Source organism: Chromobacterium sp. ASV23, assembly GCF_016428945.1.
Classification (GTDB): Bacteria; Pseudomonadota; Gammaproteobacteria; order Burkholderiales; family Chromobacteriaceae; genus Chromobacterium; species Chromobacterium sinusclupearum.
The window spans coordinates 43871-67249 of record NZ_JAELTR010000019.1; the positions used below are offsets into that span (position 1 = coordinate 43871).

Annotated in this window: 20 protein-coding genes; 11 read left to right on the forward strand and 9 right to left on the reverse strand. The window is 64.3% G+C overall.

Annotated elements, in window-relative coordinates:
- Window positions 1-58: 58 nt before the first annotated feature.
- Window positions 59-1204, forward strand: coding sequence for an agmatine/peptidylarginine deiminase (locus JHD59_RS10175; protein WP_233163985.1), 1146 nt, complete (start codon window positions 59-61; stop codon window positions 1202-1204).
- An 89-nt stretch (window positions 1205-1293) separates the two neighbouring features.
- Here the strand turns inward: JHD59_RS10175 and JHD59_RS10180 are convergent, their stop codons facing one another.
- The 3 genes from JHD59_RS10180 to JHD59_RS10190 all read right to left on the reverse strand — a co-directional run bounded on the left by JHD59_RS10180 (window position 1294) and on the right by JHD59_RS10190 (window position 4074).
- Window positions 1294-2064: a hypothetical protein gene (locus tag JHD59_RS10180; RefSeq protein ID WP_199154138.1), complete on the reverse strand. Its 771-nt coding sequence runs from the start codon at window positions 2062-2064 to the stop codon at window positions 1294-1296.
- A gap of 497 nt (window positions 2065-2561) precedes the next feature.
- The gene (locus JHD59_RS10185) at window positions 2562-3902 is read right to left on the reverse strand and encodes a glutamine synthetase family protein (RefSeq protein ID WP_199154139.1); all 1341 of its coding nucleotides are present in this window, start codon (window positions 3900-3902) and stop codon (window positions 2562-2564) included.
- Between the two features lie 10 nt (window positions 3903-3912).
- Complete coding sequence (locus JHD59_RS10190; protein WP_158248666.1) at window positions 3913-4074, reverse strand: hypothetical protein; 162 nt, start codon at window positions 4072-4074, stop codon at window positions 3913-3915.
- A gap of 187 nt (window positions 4075-4261) precedes the next feature.
- Between JHD59_RS10190 and JHD59_RS10195 the strand changes: the two genes are divergently transcribed.
- Both JHD59_RS10195 and JHD59_RS10200 read left to right on the forward strand, forming a co-directional pair.
- The gene (locus tag JHD59_RS10195) at window positions 4262-7543 is read left to right on the forward strand and encodes a DUF748 domain-containing protein (protein ID WP_199154140.1); all 3282 of its coding nucleotides are present in this window, start codon (window positions 4262-4264) and stop codon (window positions 7541-7543) included.
- 164 nt (window positions 7544-7707) lie between these two features.
- On the forward strand, window positions 7708-10560 hold the full coding sequence (locus tag JHD59_RS10200) for an adenosylcobalamin-dependent ribonucleoside-diphosphate reductase (RefSeq protein ID WP_199154141.1): 2853 nt from the start codon (window positions 7708-7710) through the stop codon (window positions 10558-10560).
- Window positions 10561-10575: 15 nt separating this feature from the next.
- Here the strand turns inward: JHD59_RS10200 and JHD59_RS10205 are convergent, their stop codons facing one another.
- Window positions 10576-11547, reverse strand: a complete 972-nt coding sequence (locus JHD59_RS10205) for a LysR family transcriptional regulator (RefSeq protein WP_199154142.1) — start codon at window positions 11545-11547, stop codon at window positions 10576-10578.
- 96 nt (window positions 11548-11643) lie between these two features.
- On the opposite strand from JHD59_RS10205, the gene JHD59_RS10210 reads away from it, so the two are divergent.
- Window positions 11644-12651 carry an MBL fold metallo-hydrolase gene (locus JHD59_RS10210; protein ID WP_199154143.1) on the forward strand — a complete coding sequence of 336 codons (1008 nt, stop codon included), beginning with the start codon at window positions 11644-11646 and terminating at the stop codon, window positions 12649-12651.
- A 62-nt stretch (window positions 12652-12713) separates the two neighbouring features.
- Here JHD59_RS10210 and JHD59_RS10215 read toward each other — a convergent pair whose 3' ends face one another.
- Entirely contained in the window at window positions 12714-13328 is a 615-nt protein-coding gene (locus tag JHD59_RS10215; protein ID WP_199154144.1) for a murein L,D-transpeptidase catalytic domain-containing protein, read from the reverse strand.
- A 166-nt stretch (window positions 13329-13494) separates the two neighbouring features.
- On the opposite strand from JHD59_RS10215, the gene JHD59_RS10220 reads away from it, so the two are divergent.
- A complete protein-coding gene (locus JHD59_RS10220; protein ID WP_233163986.1) occupies window positions 13495-14619 on the forward strand; it encodes an MBL fold metallo-hydrolase in 1125 nt (374 codons plus the stop codon).
- A 445-nt stretch (window positions 14620-15064) separates the two neighbouring features.
- Complete coding sequence (locus tag JHD59_RS10225; RefSeq protein WP_199154146.1) at window positions 15065-16408, forward strand: chitinase; 1344 nt, start codon at window positions 15065-15067, stop codon at window positions 16406-16408.
- Between the two features lie 83 nt (window positions 16409-16491).
- On the opposite strand, the gene JHD59_RS10230 is transcribed toward JHD59_RS10225, so the two are convergent.
- Entirely contained in the window at window positions 16492-17985 is a 1494-nt protein-coding gene (locus JHD59_RS10230) for a CoA-acylating methylmalonate-semialdehyde dehydrogenase (RefSeq protein WP_199154147.1), read from the reverse strand.
- Window positions 17986-18019: 34 nt separating this feature from the next.
- Window positions 18020-19357: an aspartate aminotransferase family protein gene (locus JHD59_RS10235; RefSeq protein WP_199154148.1), complete on the reverse strand. Its 1338-nt coding sequence runs from the start codon at window positions 19355-19357 to the stop codon at window positions 18020-18022.
- Window positions 19358-19456: 99 nt separating this feature from the next.
- Here JHD59_RS10235 and JHD59_RS10240 point away from each other — a divergent pair, with 99 nt between their 5' ends.
- Entirely contained in the window at window positions 19457-20371 is a 915-nt protein-coding gene (locus tag JHD59_RS10240) for a LysR family transcriptional regulator (RefSeq protein ID WP_199154149.1), read from the forward strand.
- Between the two features lie 10 nt (window positions 20372-20381).
- Here the strand turns inward: JHD59_RS10240 and JHD59_RS10245 are convergent, their stop codons facing one another.
- Both JHD59_RS10245 and JHD59_RS10250 read right to left on the reverse strand, forming a co-directional pair.
- Entirely contained in the window at window positions 20382-20684 is a 303-nt protein-coding gene (locus tag JHD59_RS10245; protein WP_199154150.1) for a hypothetical protein, read from the reverse strand.
- Window positions 20685-20711: 27 nt separating this feature from the next.
- Window positions 20712-21068 carry a DUF1304 domain-containing protein gene (locus JHD59_RS10250; RefSeq protein ID WP_233163987.1) on the reverse strand — a complete coding sequence of 119 codons (357 nt, stop codon included), beginning with the start codon at window positions 21066-21068 and terminating at the stop codon, window positions 20712-20714.
- Window positions 21069-21163: 95 nt separating this feature from the next.
- On the opposite strand from JHD59_RS10250, the gene JHD59_RS23200 reads away from it, so the two are divergent.
- The 4 genes from JHD59_RS23200 to JHD59_RS10270 form a co-directional block, all read left to right on the forward strand.
- The gene (locus JHD59_RS23200; protein ID WP_199154151.1) at window positions 21164-21679 is read left to right on the forward strand and encodes a methylated-DNA--[protein]-cysteine S-methyltransferase; all 516 of its coding nucleotides are present in this window, start codon (window positions 21164-21166) and stop codon (window positions 21677-21679) included.
- A gap of 169 nt (window positions 21680-21848) precedes the next feature.
- Window positions 21849-22121: a hypothetical protein gene (locus tag JHD59_RS10260; RefSeq protein ID WP_103317102.1), complete on the forward strand. Its 273-nt coding sequence runs from the start codon at window positions 21849-21851 to the stop codon at window positions 22119-22121.
- Window positions 22122-22158: 37 nt separating this feature from the next.
- The gene (locus JHD59_RS10265; RefSeq protein WP_199154152.1) at window positions 22159-23022 is read left to right on the forward strand and encodes a sensor histidine kinase; all 864 of its coding nucleotides are present in this window, start codon (window positions 22159-22161) and stop codon (window positions 23020-23022) included.
- A gap of 12 nt (window positions 23023-23034) precedes the next feature.
- On the forward strand, window positions 23035-23379 hold a 345-nt coding region (locus tag JHD59_RS10270; protein WP_199154153.1), incomplete at its 3' end, for a LytTR family DNA-binding domain-containing protein.

Below are 23379 nucleotides of genomic sequence, written 5' to 3' on the forward strand. Positions count from 1 at the left end.
AGCAGCTATCTCTAAAGCATGAGCCTAGCTTATGCAAAGCTGCTTGCCGGGGGCGAGAATGAACCGACGCCATTTTCTGAGACAAACCGCCTGGCTATCGGGCTGCGCGCTGCTGGGCGGTTGTCTGTCCGATGGCCGTTCCACCCCTGCTTCCAATCCACCGCCGCCCGCTGCGGCCATTCGGCCTGCCAGGCTGCAGGCCGCCGGCTGGCGCATGCCGGACGAGGGCGAGCCGCACGCCGCCACCTGGATGGCCTTCGGCGCCCAGGCCGCGATCTGGAGAGATCGCCTGCTGCAGCCCGCTCAACGCAATCTGGCGCAAATCGCCCGCGTCATCGCCCAGTTCGAGCCGGTGCGCATGCTGACGCCGGCAGCCAGCCTGGAGCGGGCGCGGCGGCTCTGCGGGGACGGGGTGCAACTGATCGCCCAGCCGCTGGACGACATTTGGATGCGCGATACCGGGCCGGTATTCGTGCATGACGCCCAGGGCCAGCTGGCCGGCGCCGGCTTCAATTTCAACGGCTGGGGCGGCAAGCAGGAATACGGCTGGGACCGTGCCGTGGCGTCCGCCATCTGCGAACGCGCCCGTGTCCCGCTGCTGAAGAGTTCGCTGGTGCTGGAAGGCGGCGCGCTGGAGGTGGATGGCGACGGCACGGCCATCATCACGGAAAGCTGCGTGCTGAATCCCAACCGCAATCGCGGCGTGGACAAAGCCGCCTGCGAGGCCGAGCTGAAACGGCTGCTGGGCGTGGACAAGGTGATCTGGCTGCCCGGGATCGCCGGCCGCGACATCACCGACGGCCATACCGATTTCTACGCCCGCTTCGCCCGCCCCGGCGTGGTGATCGCCGGCGTGGACAGCGACCCGTCCTCGTTCGACCACGCGGTCACGCAACGCCATCTGGCCATTTTGCGCCGGGCTACAGACGCCAAGGGCCGCCGCCTGCAAGTGGTGACCTTGCGCGGCCCGGACAAGGTCAGGCCCACCTACGACAGCAAGTCCTTCGCCGCCGGCTACGTCAACTTTTACGTCTGCAACGGCGCGGTGATCGCGCCGCAGTTTGGCGACGACGATGCCGACGGCAACTGCCGCGACATCCTGCGCGAGCAATTTCCGGGCAGAGAGATCGTGCAGCTGAACATAGACGCGATCGCCGCCGGCGGCGGCGGCATCCACTGCGTCACCCAGCAGCAGCCGGCGTGAAGACGCGCTCCATCGTCATTGCAGCGATGCCTCAACAACCCTTGATGCAAAGGGCGGTCCGCATTCGCTCAGGACTGGACAACTAACCTTCAGGACTTCTGCTCAACTTGGCTACCTTCTTTGGCAACTGACCAGAGCCTATCACGGACCATTTCTTCCAGTTCGTTAATCAAGCTCTTGCCCTCGTTGAGAAGCTTATTTGTAAATTCGAAGCGGTCGTAGGATGCACCGTACTCTGGAACTTTGTGCTTACGAATACGCTCCTCATATTCGACGTTGCTTGAGCAGATCATGTAATTGATGGTGCGAAATTTTTCAGTGAAACCAGCTGGAAAGAAAATGCTCACCGCATCAATCTGCTGTTGACACTCGCGCCATTTATTTTGGCATTCAATTAGTCGTTGCCACTCCGACCACTTCCAATACTCGTCGTTGCGAGCTTCGCCAGTCAGAGCATGTAACTCTTTGCGTTGCCACTCTTCCATTCCTCGCTTCGACAAATACCGTTCAAGTTCTTCAGCATTCATGAGGGCGACGTTAACTGTCATTGATGCGACTGTTCCAGATGACATATCGTACGCAGCTCTCAGTAAGTGCCAAGACTCGGATAGTGCTGTGAACTCGTTGTCGTATAACTTCTTGGCTCTGTGTATTTCCCGGTCGATCGTTGACTGGACAATTCGAATGGCGTGATCCTGCTCCGATTTTAGGTTTTGCAGCCGCTCGGCAAACTTTCCTTCAAGCCATTTACCTCCCAGCCATTTGAATAGACCAAAGGCCGTGGCGGCGATAGACACAACCGATATGCCAAGAAATCCAGCATATTGAAGCGCCAATGAAATTAACCTGTTGTAATCCATTACGGTATATCGTTTTGCTATATGAGGATTGGGGAGACTTTTTCCCGAGATTTGTCGGAAACGGCTAAATTGCAATGCCTACAATTGCATATCATGTAAATTTTCACCTGAAATGTCAGGAGCCAATGCCCAGATTCTGGCGCGCCGAAATTATGCCGTCAAGATTGCAATCTTAAGATCATCCACGATAGATACCAGCATGCTTCTTACAGGACACCTAACATAGCGAAACTAATACCCTACCAGAAACTGCAAGAAACCCGCGCCTGTTGGATAAGCTTCGAATCTGTGTTCAGAGTCATTATTACAGCTTACGAACCGAGCAGACGCATGTTGTCTGGTTTCACCGCTGCATCCTGCATACTCTCGCGGCAGGCCAAGCGCACGAAACGAGGCGGAGGCGCGGCGCGCACTTGCTCCTGCAGCCCGCCACCGCCAGGCACAAAAACGCCTTCCGGCCCATAGGGCGGGAAGGCGTGGGCGCTAGGTCGGTACGCTTAGACGTGCAACAACAGGAAGCGCCGCTCCCACGGGCTGATCACGTCGAAGTACTCGCGGTACTCGGCTTCCTTGATCGCCGCGTAGGTTTCGACGAAATGCTCGCCGAACAACTCGGCCAGCGGCTTGCAGCGCAGCAGCATGTCGATGGCGTCGTCCAGGTGGCGAGGCAGCTGGTGCGGCTGTTCGTAGGCGCTGCCGGACAGCGGGTCGGACGGCTGCAGCTGCTCGCGCATGCCCAGGTAGCCGCAGGCCAGGCTGGCCGCCATCGCCAGGTACGGATTGACGTCCACTCCGGCCAGGCGGTTTTCCACGCGCCGCGCTTCCGGGCCGGAGTGCGGCACGCGCAGGCCGCAGGTGCGGTTGTCGTAGCCCCAGCTCAGGTTGATGGGCGCCGAGGTGTAGCGGCTGAGGCGGCGGTAGGAGTTCACATACGGCGCGAAAAAGGGCATGGCAGCCGGCAGGTACTTTTGCAGGCCGCCGATGAAGTGCAGGAAGGCCGGCGACGGTTCGCCATTGTCCTGGCTGAAGATGTTGCGGCCGCTGGCCAAGTCCACCACGCTCTGGTGCATGTGCATGGCGCTGCCGGGCTGGCCCTGCATGGGCTTGGCCATGAAGGTGGCGTACATATTGTTGCGGATGGCCACTTCGCGCACGGTGCGCTTGAACAGGAAAACCTGGTCGGCCAGCTGCAAGGGGTCGCCGTGATCGAGGTTGATCTCCATCTGGGCGGTGCCCATCTCGTGGATCAAGGTGTCCAGCGCCAGGCCCTGGGCCTCGCACCAGTCATACATCACGTCGAAGATGTCGTCGTATTCGTTGACGGCGTCGATGGAAAAGCTCTGCATGCCGGCTTCGGTGCGGCGAGTGCGGCCCACCGGCGGGCGCAGCGGCAGGTCTTCGTCGGGCTGGATCTCCACTAGGTAGAACTCCATCTCCGGCGCGATCACCGCCTTCCAGCCCTTGTCCTCGTACAGTTTGAGAATGCGCTTGAGCACATTGCGCGGCGCCAGGTCCACCGCCTGGCCGTCAAAGCTGTAGCAGTCGTGGATGATCTGCGCCGTCGGCTCGCGGTTCCACGGCACCGGGCGCAGCGTGCTGGCGTCCGGGATCAGCTTCATGTCGGGATCGGCCACGGAGGTGAAATCGCGGTCCGGGTAATCGCCGGTCACCGTCATCGACAGCACGGCCTCCGGCAGGCGCAGCCCCTCGGCGGGGTTGTATTTGTGGCGCGGCACGATCTTGCCGCGGGCGAGGCCGGTCATGTCCGGAATCAGACACTCCACCTCGGTGATATGGTGTTCGTCAAGCCATTGATTGATGGTATGGGCACTGTCCATAAAGCCTCTGTTACGTGTGCGCGCCCGAACTGCTGAGCAGTTGGGCCGGATGGGCCAGCGTGTGTCGCCTGCCTGCCTGAAGCAGGAACAGGGTGCGCTCGGCCAGTTGCGGCGGCTTGGCCGCCTTTGAAAAAATGGTGGAAGACCGGCCTTGCCGGTGGCGCTGCTGCAAAATGATCCCCCTTTCGTGATAAAGATTTGGCAAATTTCGCGTTCAAGATTTTGAACGTTTCTCCATCCTAGCCAGCCCTTTTGGCTGCCTGCAACGGGCAAGACGTTTCTTTTGGTCAATCATGGTCAACAATAGGACAAACAACGCAACAGGACGGCGGCGTGAAAGTGAATTAGAATTAAACGATATGAATACCGATGCCCATGCCAACCAGGCCGTTCCCTCACCCAATCCCCGCAAACCTCGTCGCTGGCTGCGCTGGCTGGCGTTAGCCGTTGCCTTGCTGCTGGCCTTCTGGGCCTTTTTGGGCCTGGCCGCGCCGCATTTACTGCAGCAGGCCGCGTCGGACTGGGCCCGCAAGCATGGCCGGCAGCTGGCCATCGCCGAGGTTCGCATCGTGCCCTGGAGCATGGAGCTGACCCTGAACGGCGTCGCCCTTCGCGAAGCCGACGGCCGCCCCTTGTTCATGGCGCGCCGCCTGTACCTGAATGCCGACCTGTACGCGCTGCTTCTGGGCCGCTGGCAAGCCAGCGAATTCACGCTGGATACGCCGCAGCTGTGGCTGGAGCGCGACGCCCAAGGCAAGTGGAACTGGGAAAAGCTGGCGGCGGATATCTCTGGACCAGCCAGACTGGACAGCGGTTCCACACCGGAGAAACTGCCCCGGCTGAAAATCGACGCGATCAACCTGCGCGGCGGCCAGATCCGCGTCAGCGACCATGAAGTCGGCCAGGCCGAACGCTTCCGGCTGATGCCGATCAATCTGAGCCTGAGCAACCTGTCCACGCTGGCGGAAAACGGCCGCTACGCGCTGCATGCGGAGCTGGAAGGCGGCGGCCGCTTCGACTGGCGCGGCAGCATGCAGCTGCAGCCGCTGCAATCGAGCGGAGAGGCGCACATAGGCAGCCTGCCCTTGGCCACCGCCTGGGACTACGTCCATCCCTACTTCGCCGTCGACAAGCCGGAAGGCGCGCTGACCGTGGACGCGCGCTACCAGCTCGACCTGAGCGGAAAAACGCCTGAGCTGACGGTATCGTCACTGAACGCCAGCCTGCAGCGCTTGAAGCTGAAAGGACCGGGAGGCAGCGCGCTGGAGCTGCCTGAGCTGAAAGTGGAAGGCGGCGCGCTGGATCTGTCCCACGCCCTGCTAACCGTGGACCGCATCGAACTGAACGGCGGCCAGGTCAGCGCCGGCCGCAACGCGGCGGGCCAGTTGAACTGGCTGCAGGCATTGCGGCTGCCGCCTGCGGCGCCGGCCAAGCCCAGCAAGGTCTCGCCCTGGCTGGTCAAGGTGGAGAGCATACGCCTCAACAACTGGCATGCTGCCTGGACCGACCAGACCTTCATCCAGCCGCTGAAACTGGAAACCGACATCCCGCGCCTGCAGACCAAGCTGAGCCTGGACCCGGAGCATGGCATGCGGCTGGAAAACGCCGGGCTGCAGCTGGCCGACCTGCAACTGAGCAGCGGCGGCGTATCGTGGCTGAGCCTGCCCCGCGCCGAGCTGTCGCCGACGCGGATAGACCTGAAACAACGCCAGCTCGAGCCGGGCGACCTCGCGCTGAACGGCCTGCAACTGACGCTGCAGCGCGAACGCGACGGCAAGCTGCAGTTGCAGAAGCTGCTGGCGCAGCGGGGGCAAGCTTCCGCTAAACCGTCGGCAAACGGCCCGGCGTGGGCGCTGCCCTACCCCGATATCGAACTGCAAAACGGCAGTCTGCGCTGGCGCGATCTCAGCCTGCCCAAACCGCTGGAATACCGCCTGGAAAAGCTGAACGGCGAGCTGGAAGTCAACGATGACGACAAGCTGTCGCTGGACCTGTCCGCCCGCGCCGGCAGCGGCGGACTGAGCGCCAAGCTCGATATCGATCCAGCCAAGCCCGCCGCGCGCGGCAGCATCAAACTGGATGCCCTGCCGTTGGCGCCGCTGGCCCCGTATGGCCTGACCGGCACCCCGCTGAAGCTGTCCGGCGGCGCCGCCAGCGCCGACCTCAAGCTGGACGCCGCCTCCGCCGCCAGATGGCAGCTGTCCGGCCAGCTCCGGCTGGCCAAGATGACGCTGCAGGAGCCGGGCGAGCCGCTGCCCTTGCTGGGCTGGAACAGCCTGAGCCTGAGCCAGCTGCAGGCCCAGGGCATGCCGCTGAAAGTCAGCATCAACGACGTGCGGCTGGATCAGCCGCGAGCCCGGCTGATCCTGGACCCGCAGCGCCGCCTGAACTGGCAGCAAATCTTCGCCGGCAGGCCCGGCGGCAAGCCGGCATCGGCGCCATCCGCGCCGCTGCCGCAGGTCGACGTGCACAGCATCCATGTGCAGAACGGCGCGGTGGAGTTCGCCGACCACGGCATGACCCCGGACTTCGCCACCCACATGCATCACCTGCGCGGCAGCATTCAGAACCTGTCCACCCGCGCCGGCGGCCGCGGCCGCATCACGCTGGACGGCGCGGTGGATCAGTACGGCGAGGTCAAGGTGCGCGGCGCGCTGTCGCCGATGTCGCCCACCGACAACACCGACATCGTGCTGGACTTCCACAACCTGGCGCTGAACAACCTCAATCCGTACTCGATGAATTTTGCCGGCTGGCAGGTCAAGGACGGCAAGCTGTCGCTGGAATTGCGCTACCTGCTGGACCACCGCCAGCTCAAGGGCGAGAACCGCATCATGATCGACTCCATCCAGCTGGGCGAGGAGCTGAAGGGCGACAAAGGCCCGCACCTGCCGCTGCGGCTGGCCGTGGCGCTGCTGGAAGACAGCAACGGCCGCATCGATCTGGACCTGCCGGTGGCCGGCAGCCTGGACGATCCGCAGTTCAGCTACGGCCAGGTGATCTGGAAAGCCTTCGTCAACATCGTCACCAAGGTGGCCACCGCGCCGTTCCGCGCCCTGGGCGCGCTGCTGGGCGGAGAAGGCTTCGACGACATCCGCTTCGTCGCCGGCGAGGCCCATGTCAGCCCGCCGGAGCGCGAAAAGCTGGACAAGGTGGCGGCCTTGATGGCCAAGCGGCCCAAGATGCAGATCGCCATCGCCGGCGGCTACGCGCCGGACGCGGACAGCAAACAGCTGGCGCGCGCCCGCGTCGACTCGGCGGTGCTGGCCGCCGCCGGCCATCCGCCGCTGGACGACGAGCCGCTGCCGGTGCTGGACCTGAAGGACGCGCAGACGCAATCGGCCATCAAGACCGTGTACGGCCGCCTCATCGGCCGGATGAAGCTGCTGGGCCATGTGCTGAAGCCGGGCGGTCCGTCCGGCGAGGCGCTGGCCAAGCAGCTGCGCGATGAAATGCTGGCCGCCCAGCAAGTCAGCCAGGCCGATCTCGTCAAGCTGGCGAGCCAGCGCGCGGACAACGCCCGCAAGGTGATGCTGCGCCACCAGCCGGAGCTGGCGGATCGCATCGCGCTGGATGCGCCGCAAAAGACATCGGCCAACCGCGACGGCGTGGAACTGGCGGTCAAAATCACCGCGAAATAGCGACGCGGCGTTGCGGCTGCGGTACAATCGCAGCCGGCACACAACACAATAGCTTGCGTTTCAACACCGGACGGCGTAACAACATATAGTGTGCTACGCCGTTTTTCATGCCCACGCAGCCATGCCGTCGTCGTCGAACACCGTTTCAGAAGGATGAGCGTTCCATGCAGCAGGAAAACATCGCCGCCATGGCGGAGCAGGACATCTCGCGCGAGGTGTTGCTGGAGAAATACGCCAAGAACGGCGAACAAAGCGTCAGCGAAGTCCGCCACCGTGTCGCCCGCGCGCTGGCCGCGCTGGAAAAAGACCCGGCCCGTTTCGAGCCGCTGTTTTTCGAGGCGCTGGACAAGGGCTTCATCCCGGGCGGCCGCATCAACTCCGCCGCCGGCACCGAACTCTCCGCCACGCTGATCAACTGCTTCGTGCAGCCGGTGGGCGACTCCGTCTCCGAAACCGAGCGCGGCAAGGTAGGCATCTACCAGGCGCTGCTGCAGGCGGCCGAAACCATGCGCCGCGGCGGCGGCGTGGGCTACAACTTCTCGCGCATCCGCCCCAAGGGCGCGCACGTGAAGGGCACCAATAGCCGCGCTTCCGGCCCGGTGTCGTACATGCGCGTGTTCGACCGCAGCTGCGAGACCGTGGAATCGGCCGGCGCCCGCCGCGGCGCGCAGATGGGCGTGCTGGATATCAGCCATCCGGACGTGGAAGACTTCATCCACGCCAAGGACCAGGGCGACCTGCGCAACTTCAATATCTCGGTCGGCGTGTCCGACGACTTCATGCGCGCGGTGGAAGCGGACGGCGACTGGCAGCTGACCCACGCGGTGCCGCCGAACTCCGACGCTTTCCCGGACAGCTTCCAGCGCGAAGACGGCCTGTGGGTGTACCGCACCGTGCGCGCCCGCGAGCTGTGGCGGCAGATCATGGCCTCCACTTACGACCATGCCGAGCCGGGCGTGCTGTTCATGACCCGCATCAACCAGGACAACAATCTGTCCTATTGCGAAGTCATCGAATCCACCAACCCCTGCGGCGAACAGCCGCTGCCGGACTACGGCTGCTGCGACCTCGGCTCGATCAACCTCACCCGCCACGTGCGCGCGCCGTTCGGCGAGCAGGCCAGCTTCGACTTCAAGTCGTTCGAGAAAGTGGTGCGGATGGCCATCCGCATGCTGGACAACGTGTTGGACCTGACGGTCTGGCCCTTGCCGGAACAGCAGCGCGAGGCGATGAACAAGCGCCGCGTCGGCCTGGGCTTCACCGGCCTGGGCGACGCGCTGATCATGCTGAAGATACGCTACGACAGCGAAGAAGGCCGCCGCTTCGCCGCCCGCATCGCCGAAACCATGCGCGACGCGGCCTATGACGCGTCGGTGGACCTGGCCATCGAGAAAGGCGCCTTCCCGCTGTTCGACGCCGAGAAGTACCTGGCCGCGCCGCACTGCGCCAGCCGGCTGCCGGAGAAGATCCAGGCGCGCATCCGCAAGCACGGCATCCGCAATTCGCACCTGCTGTCCATCGCGCCCACCGGCACCATCTCGCTGGCCTTCGCCGACAATGCCTCCAACGGCATCGAGCCGCCGTTCTCGTGGTTCTACACCCGCAAAAAGCGGATGGCGGACAACACGCAGCAGGAATACCTGGTGGAAGACCACGCCTACCGCGTGTGGCGCATGCAGGGCGGCGACACCGCCAAACTGCCGGATTACTTCGTCTCCGCGCTGGAGATGAGCGCCTTGGACCATATGCGCATGGTGGCCGCCGTGGCGCCGTATGTGGACACCGCCATCTCCAAAACCGTCAACGTGCCGGCCGACTATCCGTTCGAGGACTTCGAGAGCCTGTACCTGGAAGCCTGGCGCGCGGGCCTGAAGGGCATCACCACCTACCGGCCCAACAATGTGCTGGGTTCGGTGCTGTCGGTGGAGCCGGCGCAATCCGCCGCCGCGCCGCAAGACCTGTCCGGCGCCGCCAGCGACCCGGACCGCCGCGTCACGCTGAACACCGCCCCCACGCCGGCCCTGTCCAGCCTGAAATGGCCGAACCGCCCCAAGCTGAAGGAAGGCAACCCGTCCTGGACCTTCATGGTGGAAGGCGATGCCGGCGATTTCGCCGTGGTGGTGGGCCATATGGAAAACGGCCGCGCCACGCCGTTTGAATGCTGGGTCAACGCCACCGACGAACAGCGCGGCCTGTCCGCCATCGCCAAGACCCTGTCGATGGACATGCGCTGCCGCGACCGCGCCTGGCTGGCCGCCAAGCTGGACGCGCTGTCGCGCACCAATGGCGACAAGCGCTACCGCTTCGCGCTGGGCGACAAGACCATACACGCCACCTCGGCCGCCGCCGCGCTGGGCCAGGTGGTGCGCCACCGCGTGGAGCAATTGGGCGCGCTGACGCTGGAAGCCGGCGAAGCCACGCCGGTGATGGACGCCCTGTTCGCGCGCAAGGAGCCGAAGTCCGGCAGCGACGGCACCATGAGCTGGTCGGTGGATGTGGTGAACCCGCAAACCGGCGACGACTTCGTGCTGTTCGTCAAAGAACTGGTGCTGCCCAATGGCAAGCGCCGCCCGTACTCGGTATGGCTGGCGGGCGCGTATCCGCGCGAACTGGACGGCCTGTGCAAGATGCTGTCGCTCGACATGCGGGTGATCGACCCGGCCTGGATCGGCCTGAAGCTGCGCAAGCTATTGAACTACGCCGAGCCGCAAGGCGACTTCTTCGCCCGCATCCCGGGCATGGAAAAATCGCAAAGCTGGCCGTCCACCGTCGCCTACCTGGCGCGGCTGATCATCCACCGCTACGCCATGCTGGGCGTGCTGACCGAAGAAGGCGTGCCGGTGGAGGAAATGGGCGTGATGGTGCCGGAACAGAGCGACCTGTTCGCCCTGGAAGCGCCATCCATGCTCAAGCCGCTGGCCGGCAAGGCCTGCCCGGAATGCGGCAACCACGCCTTGATCAAGAAGGACGGTTGCGAGTTCTGCACCGCCTGCGGCCATGTGGGGGCCTGCGGCTAAGTCAGGCTCCATCTTTCAAGCAGGCCCCGCGTCGATATGGCCCGGGGCCTTTTTGCCGCCCGCTCGCGCCGGCTGCCGCGCCGCCTCGGCGACCAGGCCGCGCAGCCATTGCAGCGCCGGGTCCCTATCCTTGACCGCGTGCCAGAACATCGATAATTCAAACTCCGGCGGCGGCAGCGGCAAGGGATGGGCATGCAGATTCTGGCAATCGGCCCAATGATGGGCCAATGCCGAAGGCACGCTGGCCAGCGCCTCCACTTCGCGTAGCAGGCTGGGCAAGGCGCTGAATTGCTGGGTGGTGTACTGTACCCGCCGCTGCAGTCCTTGTTCCGCCAGCAATTGATCGATGCCGCTCTGGAAGACGCCGCGGTAGGTGACCAATAGGTGGGGATGCGCGATGTAGTCTGACAGCGACAGCCCACCCTCAAACCGCAGCCGCGCGGCGTGGTGCACGCAACTGAAACCCATCTTTGCCAGCGGCTGGCTGCGCATCCATCCCGGCTCCGCCCGCAGCGTGGCGATGCCCAGCTCCATTTCATGCCGCTCCAGCATGGCCGCGGCCTGAAAGGGGTCGGTAGCCTTGACCGCAATCCGCATCCCCGGCGCCTGGCGGCGCAATTCGGCGAACACCCCCGGCATCAGCCAGACTTCCACCCAATCCGGCATCGCCAGCGTGAAAGTGCGCTCGGCGCGGGCCGGATCGAAACGTTCGGACTGGAACAACGCCGCCTGCACCCCTTGCAGCGCCGGCAGCAACTCGGCCTCCAGCCGCAAGGCGCGCGGTGTCGGCTCCATGCCGGCCGCGGTGCGCACCAGCAGCTCGTCGTCGAACAGGCTGCGCAGCCGCGCCAGCGCGCCGCTCATCGCCGGCTGCCCCAGGTACAGCTGCTCGGCCGCGCGCGAGACGCTGCGCTCGCGCATCAACACCAGAAAAGCCACCAACAGATTGAGATCGACCCCCCTGAAATCTCTTTCGCTGATAGTCATTATCTTTCCAATCGATTTGAACGATATGACTGCGTATTGGAACATGCAGGCAAGCCCAACGGCAAATCGCCGCGGACATACCAGACAGGAGCCATCATGAAAGTCAGCCGAAAAATGCAAACCCTCGCCGCCAGCCTGGCGCTGGCTACCGCCGCCACCGCGCTGCTGCCCGCCTCCCCCAGCTACGCGGCGGCGCCGCAAGTTCGCGCCCAGGCGCCCGGCTATTACCGGATGATGCTGGGCCAGTTCGAGGTCACCGCCGTCTCGGACGGCACGGTGAAAGTCCCGCTGGACAAGCTGCTCAACGGAGAGGAACCGCAACAGATCCGCCGCCTGCTGGAAGACGGCTTCCAGAAGCCGGACCAGACGGAAACCTCGATCAACACCTTCCTGATCAATACCGGCGGCAAACTGCTGCTGGTGGACAGCGGCGCCGGCAAGCTGTTCGGCGCCAATGTAGCCGGCCGTCTGCAGCAAAACCTGCGCGCCGCCGGCTACCGTCCCGAAGACATAGACGCGGTGCTGCTCACCCATGTCCACCTCGACCATTCCGGCGGCCTCTCCATGGCCGGCAAGCGCTTATTCCCCAACGCCGACATTTATCTGAGCCAGAAAGAAGCCGATTTCTGGCTGAATCCAGCCAACAAGGCCAAGGTGGGCGGGCCGCGCCCGTCCGGTTTCGACCAGCGCAAGGGGTTCGACCAAGCGCAGGCTTCGCTGGCGCCCTATCTGGCGGCCGGAAAAGTGAAAACCTTCGAACCCGGCGTCGAACTGTTCCCCGGCATCCGCGCCATCGCCACCCCCGGCCACACCCCGGGCCATGTCTTCTACGAAGCGAGCAGCGACGGCGCCCGCATACAGTTCTGGGGCGACGCCGTGCACGCCCAGCAGGCGCAGTTCGCGCACCCGGAGATCGCCATCGATTTCGACGTCGACTCGGCAAGCGCCATCGAACAGCGGCACAAGGCCTTTGCCGATGCCGCTGCCCACGGCTACTGGGTGGCCGCCGCGCACATCTCCTTCCCCGGCATCGGCCATGTGCGCAACGACACCCGCGCTTTTGCCTGGGAACCGGCCAATTACAGCCTGGAACGACTCAACTGAAGCCTGGCGGCGAAAAGGCCCTGGAAGTCTTCCAGGGCCTTTCGTCGGGAGCAAGGCCAGGTTCAACGGCTAGAGCAAATGCAGTTGATGTAGGAGCCGCCCTGCAGCATATTGATCAGTCCCACGCTGTATTGCGGGTCGAGCGCCAGGCTGCCGTCTGAGCATCCGGGCATGCCATGTTCGCGGACATAGTCCTGCGCGACGTAATCCGCGCCGTGCATGGCCAGATTGCGCTCGCGCATATGGGTGTTGCGGGTTCCCATGCCATCCAGCCGGAGCGACAGGCCGTAGCTCCCGAAAAAGGTATCGGAGGCGCGGCATACGCCCAGGCACGTCGCATTGGAGCCGGGCTCGTCGGAAAACTCGCTGACAAGCAGCCGATTGGCGTCGGGATTGCTGCCGCCTCCATGCGCCACCAGAAAACGCTGGACGGACCCCTCCAGCGTATCGAAGACAAAAAAACGAGGCTCAGTCGACGGCAGACCATAGTCCACCACCGCCCAATACAAGAGGCTGGCGCGCGGATAGCGTTCCCGCTGCACCGCCAGCATATCCAGCACCGCGGCATCGGGCAGCGCCTCCTGGCGGCATAGCCGCAACAATGTTGCCTCCAGTTCGTCCACCCTCGCCCCCCGCGGTTTCGTCGTTGCGGCCTGTTTGATGATTCGCCTGTCCATTCGTTTTTCATTCTAGCCCCAGGCCTACACCTGGCAAGCGCAGGGACGATAGTAAAAACCGCAAACTCCGCCAGCCGCGAACAGTCCAAGCTCGACGCCGCCGGCATGCTTGTCTACAGTAGGCGGCAGGCTCAGGATGGGCCGCCATTGAACGATGAGGATTGCGATGAAAGCTTTTGGCAAGAAACCGGACGGCGCGCGGCTGGAGCGGATGCGCGCCTCGCCCATGTGGGCCGGCGACGGCTTCCGCAACATCTATCCCATAGCGCCCGGCCTGCGCGATCCGAATGTGAAAATGCCGTCGCTGAAGGACTTTCTGTGCGGCGGCGAGCGGCGCGTGCCGACCGGGCCGCTGCCCACGCTGGACCCGAGGCATGCCTGGCGCAAACCGCCCGAATCCGGCCTGCGCGCCACCTGGCTGGGCCACTCCAACGTGCTGATCGAAATCGACGGGCTGCGCCTGCTGACCGACCCGGTATGGGGACCGCGCGCCTCGCCCACCCGCCTGGCCGGACCCAAGCGCTTCCAGCCGGCGCCGGTGAAATTGAAGGAACTGCCGCCGCTGGATTTGGTCCTGGTCTCTCACGACCATTACGATCATCTGGACTATCCCACGATACGCGAGCTGGCCAAAACGCCGGCGCCTTTCGTCACCTCGCTGGGCGTCGGCGCCCATCTGGAAGCCTTCGGCGTGCCGCGCGAGCGCATCACCGAACTGGACTGGTGGGAGAGCTACCAGCACCCCGGATCCGAGCTCGTCGTCACCGCCACGCCGTCGCAGCACTTCTCCGGCCGCGGCCTGAAAGACCGCAACGCCACGCTGTGGTCCTCGCTGTCGATGCGCACGCCGCGCCATTCCGTCTTCTTCAGCGGCGATACCGGCTTGACCGGCCAGTTCGAGGAGATTCGGGACAGGCTGGGCGCCTTCGATCTGGTGATGCTGGAAGTGGGCGCCCATCATCCCGCCTGGGGCGACATCCATCTGGGCCCCGACAATGCGCTCAAAGCGCTGGAGCTGCTGGGCGGCGGCGCCTTCCTGCCAGTGCACTGGGGGACCTTCAACCTGGCGATGCATGCCTGGGATGCCCCGGCGGAAACGCTGCTGGCCAGCGCCGAGCGGCGCAATGTCCGGCTATTGATGCCGCGCCAAGGCGAGGCTGTGGAGCCGGCCCATGCCGAACGCGCCGCGCCATGGTGGCGCGGGGTGGATAGCGTCGCCCTGCCCCAGGAGCCCAGCGCGGCCGAGGCCGATGCCGCGGTGCCCAAGTCCATGCCCTGGCCGCTGGACTGATCTGTGCCATAGCCCTAGGGGCTGTTGACGTTTGGTGAGCGGTCGCGCCGGAGCGCATTTCGCGCCGAATCGAGGCGTTTCGCGCGCCGCATAGTCATTCTCTGCCAGCGCGGAACAACGAAGAGTCGGCGCGAAAGGCGCCCGGCCCTGCGGGTTTGGCCGCTTTGGGCCGGAGGCCGCGTTGCCCAGTCCTTGCATAGAATGACTATGCGTCGGACTGTGCGCCTTGCTTCCGGTCCAAATCGGCGCAAACGCGATCCACTCACCAAATGTCAACAGCCCCTAGACCAAAATGTAAAAATCAAAAGTCCGTGCACTTTTCCCATTGAGCATTTACTCCAAGCGCGTATATTGCATATTGCTGATAAGTGATGGCTTCTTTTTAAACCATTTACTTTTCAGAAAGCTGCCGCACTCAATTCGACGCGCATTAAGGAGAAAATGCATGAAGAAGACGCTTACCGCAGTTTCCGCGCTGGCCGTAACGGCGGCCTGCCTGAGCAGCCCTGCCGTTCAGGCCCGCGCCTTTGCGCCGTATGTGGACATGACGCTATGGCCAACACCGCAAATCGACAAGATAGGCGTCAACCAAGGCATTCAGCAGTTCACGCTCGCCTTCGTCGTCGCTCAGAATGGCTGCAACCCGTCTTGGGGCGGCGTGCTGCCGATTCCCGGCTCCAGCAGCGATCAGCAATCCAGCGCCATCAGCGCCGGCATCACCAATTTCCGCGCCAAGGGCGGCGAGGTGATGGTGTCCTTCGGCGGCGCCAACGGCACGCCGCTGCAGCAGGCCTGCACCAACAATGCCAGCTTGCAGGCGGCCTACCAGAAGGTGCTGGACACTTACAATCTGAACCGCATCGATTTCGACATCGAAGGCGCGGCGCAAACCGACGCGGCCGCCAATAGCCGCAATTTCGCCGTGGTGGCGGCGCTGCAGAAAAGTTATAAAGCCAAGGGCAAAACGCTGCATGTGTCGCTGACGCTGCCGGTGATGCCCTTCGGTCTCACCCAGGACGGGCAGAACGTGCTCAACTCAGCCTTGAGCAATGGCGTGGCGCTGGACACCGTCAACATCATGGCCATGGACTACGGCCAGCACACCGCCGACATGGGCACAGCCGCCAAGCAGGCGGCGCAGGCGCTGTACGGCCAACTGGACACCGCCTACAAGGCGCATGGCCAGACGCTGACCGACGCCCAACTGTGGCAAAAGGTGGGCGTGACGCCGATGATAGGCCTGAACGATACCCAGCCGGAAACCTTCACCGTAGCCAACGCCACCAATCTGTACGGCATGGCCAACAGCAATAACTTCGGCGTGCTGTCCATGTGGTCGGTCAGCCGCGACAAATCCTGCCCTGGCAACGGCAGCTATGTGGACTCGCAATGCTCCGGCATCGTGCAGGCGCCTTACGCCTTCAGCAATGTGTTCAAAGGCTTCAAAGACCACTGGGGCAGCGGCGTCACCCAGGACCCTAACTATGGCGGCGGCAGCGACGGCGGGCCGGTGAACGGCCAGCCGTGGTCGGCCGGGCAAACGTACAACACCGGCAATACCGTGACCTATGCCGGCGCCACCTGGACGGCCCAATACTGGACCCAGGGCAATACGCCGGGCCAATCCGCGCCCTGGCGGCAAACCGCCGGACCGCTGCAGCCGTGGAACGTCAATGTGGCGTATCAGGGCGGCGACTGCGCCAGCTATCAGGGCGCCAAATACTGCGCCAAATGGTACGCGCAAGGCATTGTGCCAACCGCAGGCGATCCGTGGTACCGCGCCAACTGATCCCAAGCGTCTTGATCAGCAAGGCCGGGCCTATGCCCGGCCTTTTTGCATGATGGCTGCGCCTGGGTCGCTACAACGACGGCTTACAGGCTTGGAAACGCGAACTGCGAGGCCTCGTGGCTGGCGCGTTGCGGCCAGCGCTGGGTCACCGCCTTGCGCCGGGTGTAGAAGCGCACGCCGTCCGGGCCGTAAGCGTGCAGATCGCCGAACAGCGACCGCTTCCAGCCGCCGAAGCTGTGGTAGGCCACCGGCACCGGCAGCGGCACGTTGATGCCGACCATGCCCACCTCCACCGTGTCGGCGAACAGGCGCGCCGCTTCGCCGTCGCGGGTGAAGATGCAGGTGCCGTTGCCGTATTCGTGCGCGTTGATCAGCGCGATCGCCTCTTCCAGGCTGTTTACGCGCACCACGCACAGCACCGGGCCGAAGATTTCTTCCTGATAAATGCGCATCTGCGGCGTCACGCGGTCGAACAGGCAGCCGCCGAGGAAGAAACCGCGCTCGTGGCCCGGCACCGTGATGCCTCGGCCGTCGACCACCAGTTGCGCGCCGGCCGCCACGCCGTCGGCGATGTAGCCGCTGACCTTGTCCAGATGCGCGCGCGTGACCAGCGGCCCCATGTCCAGGCCCGGCGACGTGCCCGGCCCCACTCTCAAAGCCTTGATCTGCGGCGTGAGTTTCGCGATCAGCGCGTCGGCGGCTTGATCGCCGACGCAGACGGCGACCGAGATGGCCATGCAGCGCTCGCCGCAAGAGCCATAGGCCGCGCCCATCAGCGCGCTGACGGCATTGTCGAGGTCGGCGTCCGGCAGCACCACCGCGTGGTTCTTGGCGCCGCCCAAGGCCTGCACCCGCTTGCCGCGGCGGCTGCCCTCGGCGTAGATGTATTCGGCGATCGGCGTGGAGCCGACGAAGCTGACGGCCTTGACCTCAGGCGCGGCCAGCAGCGCGTCCACCGCCTCCTTGTCGCCATGCACCACGTTCAGCACGCCCTTGGGCAGGCCGGCCTCATGCAGCAGGCGGGCGATCAGCAGGGTGGAGCTGGGGTCGCGCTCGGACGGCTTGAGGATGAAGGCATTGCCGCAAGCGATGGCTAGCGGATACATCCACAGCGGCACCATGGCCGGGAAATTGAACGGCGTGATGCCGGCCACCACGCCCAGCGGCTGGAAATCGCTCCAGGCGTCGATGGCGGGGCCCACGTTGCGGCTGTACTCGCCCTTCAGCAACTCCGGCGCGGCGCAGGCGTATTCCACGTTCTCGATGCCGCGCTTCAGTTCGCCGGCGGCGTCTTCCAGGGTCTTGCCATGCTCTCGGCTGATCTGCGCCACGATCTCGGCTTCGTGCTGCTCCAGCAGCTGCTTGAAGCGGAACAGCACTTGCGCGCGCTTGGCCGGCGGCGTGTCGCGCCAGGCCGGAAACGCCGCCTGGGCGGCGGCCACCGCCTGCGCCACGGTAGCCGCATCGGCCAGCGGCACTTCATGAATGGTCTCGCCGGTGGACGGGTTGAAAACCGGGGCGCGGCGGTTGCCGCCGTCGCAGGCCTCGCCATGGATCAGATGCTGCAAAGTGCTCATGTTCGGAATCTCTTGTTGAATGAAAATCGTCGGATCAGGGCAGCTGGGACAGGGTCTCGCCGACTGCGTCGAACAAGCTGTCCAGCTCTTGCGGCGTGGCGGTGAACGGCGGGCCGAACTGCAGCGCGTCGCCGCCATAGCGCACATAGAAGCCCTTGCGCCATAGCTTCATCGCCGCCTCAAATGGCCGGACAATCATGTCGCCATCGCGCGGGGCAAGTTGCACCGCGCCGGCCAGACCGCAATTGCGGACGTCCGCCACATGCGGCAGGCCCTTCAGGCCATGGATGCCGCGCTCAAAGTGCGGGGCCAGTTCCGCCGCGCGCGCTACCAGCTGTTCGTTTTCCAGCACATCCAGCGCGGCCATGGCGGCGGCGCAGGCCACCGGATGGGCCGAATAGGTGTAGCCGTGCGGAAACTCGACCGCGTATTCCGGCGTGGTCTGCGCCATGAAGGCTTCGTAGATGTCCGTGGCTGCGATCACCGCGCCCATCGGCACTGCGCCATTGGTCAGCTGCTTGGCCACATTCATGATGTCCGGCGTCACGCCAAAATATTCCGCCCCGAACATCGCTCCCATGCGCCCAAAGCCGGTGATCACCTCATCGAAAATCAGCAGAATGTTGTGCTGGGTGCAAATGTCTCGCAGCCGCTGCAGATAGCCCTGCGGCGGCACGATGACGCCGGCGGAGCCGGCCATGGGCTCGACAATCACTGCGGCGATATTCGATGCGTCGTGCAGCTCGATCAGTCGCAGCAAATCGTCCGCCAGTTCCACGCCGTGGACCGGCATGCCGCGGCTGAAAGCGTTGGCCGGCAGCAAGGTGTGCGGCAAATGGTCCACATCCAACAGCGGGCCGTACAACTTGCGGTTGCCGTTCATGCCGCCCAGGCTGGTGCCGGCGATGTTGACGCCATGGTAGCCGCGGGCGCGGCCGATCAGCTTGGTCTTGGACGCCTGGCCTTTCAAGCGCCAGTAAGCGCGCGCCATTTTCACCGCGGTATCGGCGCACTCGGAACCGGAGTTGGTGAAGAACACATGGTTCAGCGCGCCTGGCGCCATCGCCGCCAAGCGCTCGGCCAGCTTGAACGACAGCCGGTGGCCAAACTGGAAGCCAGGCGAATAGTCCAGCGTGGACAGCTGGCGGTAGGCCGCCTCGGCGATTTCCTTGCGGCTATGGCCGGCGCCGCAGCACCACAAGCCAGACAGACTATCAAAAATGCGGCGGCCGTCGGCGTCGGTCAGATAATTGCCCTCGCCGGCGACGATCAATCGCGGATCGCGCTGGAAATTGCGATTGGCGCTGAATGGCATCCAGTGCGCACGCAAGTCGAGGTGGTCGAATTCAGAACGGGTGGTGAGCGGATGCATCGCAGGCCTCGCTGGCAGGAGTATGGCCACAGCATGCACCGGACATTGGGTGAGTTAAATGCTATCTTTCTTATGTTCAGATTAGATAAAACTCAACCAATGAACCGCAAGCCCGCGCTGGGACAAGTCAGCGATTTCGATATCCGCCTGCTGCGGCTGTTCCGCACCGTGGCGGAATGCGGCGGCTTCTCCGCCGCCGAAGGCGTATTGGGCATCAGCCGCTCCGCCATCAGCCTGCAAATGGGCGATCTGGAAAAACGGCTGGGCATCCGGCTATGCCAGCGCGGCCGCGCCGGCTTCGCCCTCACCGACGAGGGCCGCGAAGTGCTGCGCGCCAGCCAGACCGTGCTGGCGGCGCTGGAAGACTTCCGCAGCGAGGTCAACTTGCTGCACCGCCAGCTGCGCGGCGAGCTGAACATCGGCATCGTCAACAATCTGGTGACCTTGCCGAAGATGCGCATCACCCGCGCGCTGCAGGCGCTGAGCGAACAAGGCCCTGAAGTGCGGATCAATATCGGCATGATGACGCCCAGCGATATCGAAACCGGGCTGCTGGACGGCCAGCTGCACGCCGGCGTGGTGCCGCTGATCCAGCCGCTGTCCGGGCTGGACTACCTGCCGCTGTATGAAGAACGCTCCCAGCTGTATTGCAGCCGCGAGCATCCGCTGTTTCCGCAGCCAGACGGCGCCATCGACGAGGCGGACCTCGCCCGCGCCGACGTCATCGTCCCCGGCTACCGGCTGCCGCCGCAAGCGCAGGCGCTGCAGCAGCGGCTGAAGCCGGCCGCCACCGCATCGGACCGCGAAGGCATCGCCTTCCTGATCCTCACCGGACGCTACATCGGCTATTTGCCGGACCATTTCGCCTCCGGCTGGGTGGCGCAGGGCCTGATGCGGCCGCTGTTGCCGGACGTTTGCCATTACGACACGCCGCTGGCGCTGGCGGTGCGCAAGGGCCGCCGCGCCAATCTGGTGCTGGAGCGTTTCCTGCAGGAACTGGAGCGAACCAGCTGATCCTGAGAAATCAAGGAATGAACTGACAGATTCGCGCAACCAAGCGCTCAAGGTCGTCATTCTGGAATTCCAGGCCGGATTGGGCATGGCATGCGCCGCCGCGAGACGCCACCACCAGCCATCGGCCGAGGGGAAACAAGCCGAACAGACGTCGCCCCCGCATCAAACGAACGGAGGCGATCTCCTCCAGCGGCACGCGCCACCGCACGACATCGCCACGTAGCACGGACACGCCATGCTCATCGAACACGATGCGCGCCGGCTTGAGCCTTCTGCCTGAAAACCGCCCCAGAATGCTCATTTCAGGAACCATCCGTACTCCCCGCGACACACCCGCCGCTCAAGCCAGCCACAACAACGCGATGCCCAGCGCCGCCGGCAAACCCTGCACGAACAGAATGCGCCGGTTGACGGTGGCGGCGCCGAACAGCCCCGCTACCAGGACGCAGCCGAGGAAAAACAGCTTGATCTGGAAACCAGCCGGCCCAAGCCACAGCCCCCACAGCAGGCCGGCGGCGAGGAAACCGTTGTACAGTCCCTGGTTGGCGGCCAGTATCTTGGTGTCCCGCGCCCGCTCCGGCGTCAGCCGGAAGGTCTTCATCCCCAGCGGCTTGTCCCACAGAAACATTTCCAGCGCCAGGAAATACAGATGCAACAAGGCCACCACGGTGATCGCCAGATTTGCCGCCATGCTCATAGGTCTGCCTCCATATCGTTCCTCTCCGGCGGCGCCATGCAGGTCCGCCTCCATTCATTTAGAATGAACAATACACTCCTTACCTCATCTTGACGATGCCACCACACCCCAGCACTTGCCACGGTCTGATCGATACCCGCTTCGGCCCGGTCGCCGCCTGGCTGAACCGCGACGGCGCGCTGATCCGGCTGATTTTCCATCCCAGGCCGGAGCAAATGGCCGCACACGCCTGCCGGCGCGACGACGCGGCGCTGGCCGAGGTGGCCTGCCAACTGGCGGAGTACCAATCCGGCGCGCGGCGCGACTTCGACCTGCCGCTAGACCCGCAAGGCACGCCGTTCCAGCAACAGGTGTGGGCGGCGCTGCGCGGCATCCCGTATGGCCACACCGTCAGCTATGGCGAGCTGGCCAAGGCGCTGGGCCATCCGGACGGCGCCCGCGCCATCGGCCGCGCCAACGCCACCAACCCCATCGCGCTGATCGTGCCCTGCCACCGGGTGCTGGGCGCCGACGGCAGCCTCACCGGCTACGCCGGCGGCCTGCCGCTGAAAGCCGCGCTGCTGCGCTTTGAGCTGGAGCGCACCGCGCCGCCCGGACTGTTCAGCGCGTGAAGCCGCCGCCATCGGCGGCCGTCTCCGCTCCTGCGATTTCGCTCCGCACCCTGCATTTCATCCGCGCCAAACACGGTTCATCCCTCTGATTGCGCAGTCCGTCGCATGTCGATGTCGCCCCACGATCCGCTCTCCTACAGTCACATCACACACTAACCAGGAGAGCATCATGACTTACCTCGACATCGCCTCAGCCTTGGACGCCCTCAACCAGTTCTGCCATCATATGCCTCTGTACTTCGCACAGGCGTTAAACGGATTAGCCGCCATCGAATGGGGGCATGCCGTCTCGTCCTTGCTGCTGACCATTCTGGCCTGCAACGCCCTGATCGTGCCCCTGGTATTGATCTGGCTGGCGGTGGACCTGTCCCTGCCCAAGCTGAAGCGGTACCGCCAACGTCTGACCCTGCCGGCCCCGCGCAAAGAGGTGAAAATTGGATAATCAAAACCACACGACGTCTTGGCGTGAGGATTTCAGCATGATCCTGAAAACCATAGAAAAGGGCTGGTGGGGCTTCGTCGACATGGTGGCGCAGCTGGGTTGGGGACGGCTGATGTTGACGCTGCTGCTGATCATGATGCTGGGCGGCATTCTGAATATCGAACACATGACGCTGCTGCTGTCCCTGGTCGCCATCCTAGTGAAGGTGCTGGCCATAGGCAAGCACCGGGCAGAGCAAGAGGCGGACCGCGCCATCGCCCGCAGCGAAAAAGCGGAGCAGCAGGCCGAGCTGGAAGCGCTGCAGCGCCAGCTGGCGGAAACGCGGATGAGCGCGCTGCAGGCGCAGATCGAACCGCACTTTCTGTTCAACACCCTGTCCTCGGTGTGCCAGTTGATGGAAACCGCGCCGGACAAAGCGGTAGTCATGCAAAAGGCGCTGATCCGCTATCTGCGCTCTTCGCTGCCGGAATGGCGCGATTCGCCGGGCGAAACCCGCCTGGGACAGCAAGTGGAATTGTCGCGCGCCTATCTGGAAATCATGCAGTTGCGGATGGAGGACAGGCTAAAGGTTTGCATCAAGGTGCCGCCGTCGCTGCAAAGCGCCCGTTTCCCGGTGATGATGCTGCAAACCCTAGTGGAGAACGCCATCAAGCACGGCCTGGAACCCAAGGCAGAAGGCGGCGCCATCGAGGTGGACGCCAAGGTGCTGGACGGCAAGCTAAGGCTGACGGTGCGCGACGACGGCGTCGGTTTCCCGGACCAGCCCGGCCAGGGCATGGGCCTGGCCAATATCCGCGAGCGGCTGTCCCTGCTGTACGGAACCGAGGCCGAACTGGTGCTGGAAGCGCCGGAGGACGGCGGTACGCTCGCCACCATCGCCATGCCGTTTGCCCTGGTTTAACGAGGAAAAACCATGAACACGCTTAGGGCCTTGATCGCCGACGATGAAAGATTGATGCGGGAACAGCTGCGAATGGCGCTAGGCCGGGTCTGGCCTGAGCTCGATATCGTCGCCGAAGCCCAGGACGGGAAGCAGGCGGGGGAGCTGGCCCGCCAGCACCAACCGGACCTGATTTTCCTGGACATCACCATGCCGGCGCAAAGCGGCATCGAGGCGGCGATAGCGCTCGGCGGACAGTACCCCATCGTGTTCGTCACCGCCTACGATCAGTACGCGGTCCAGGCTTTTGAGGAAGGCGCCATCGACTACCTGCTGAAGCCGGTGGAAGACGCCCGGCTGCTGCGCACGCGCCAGCGC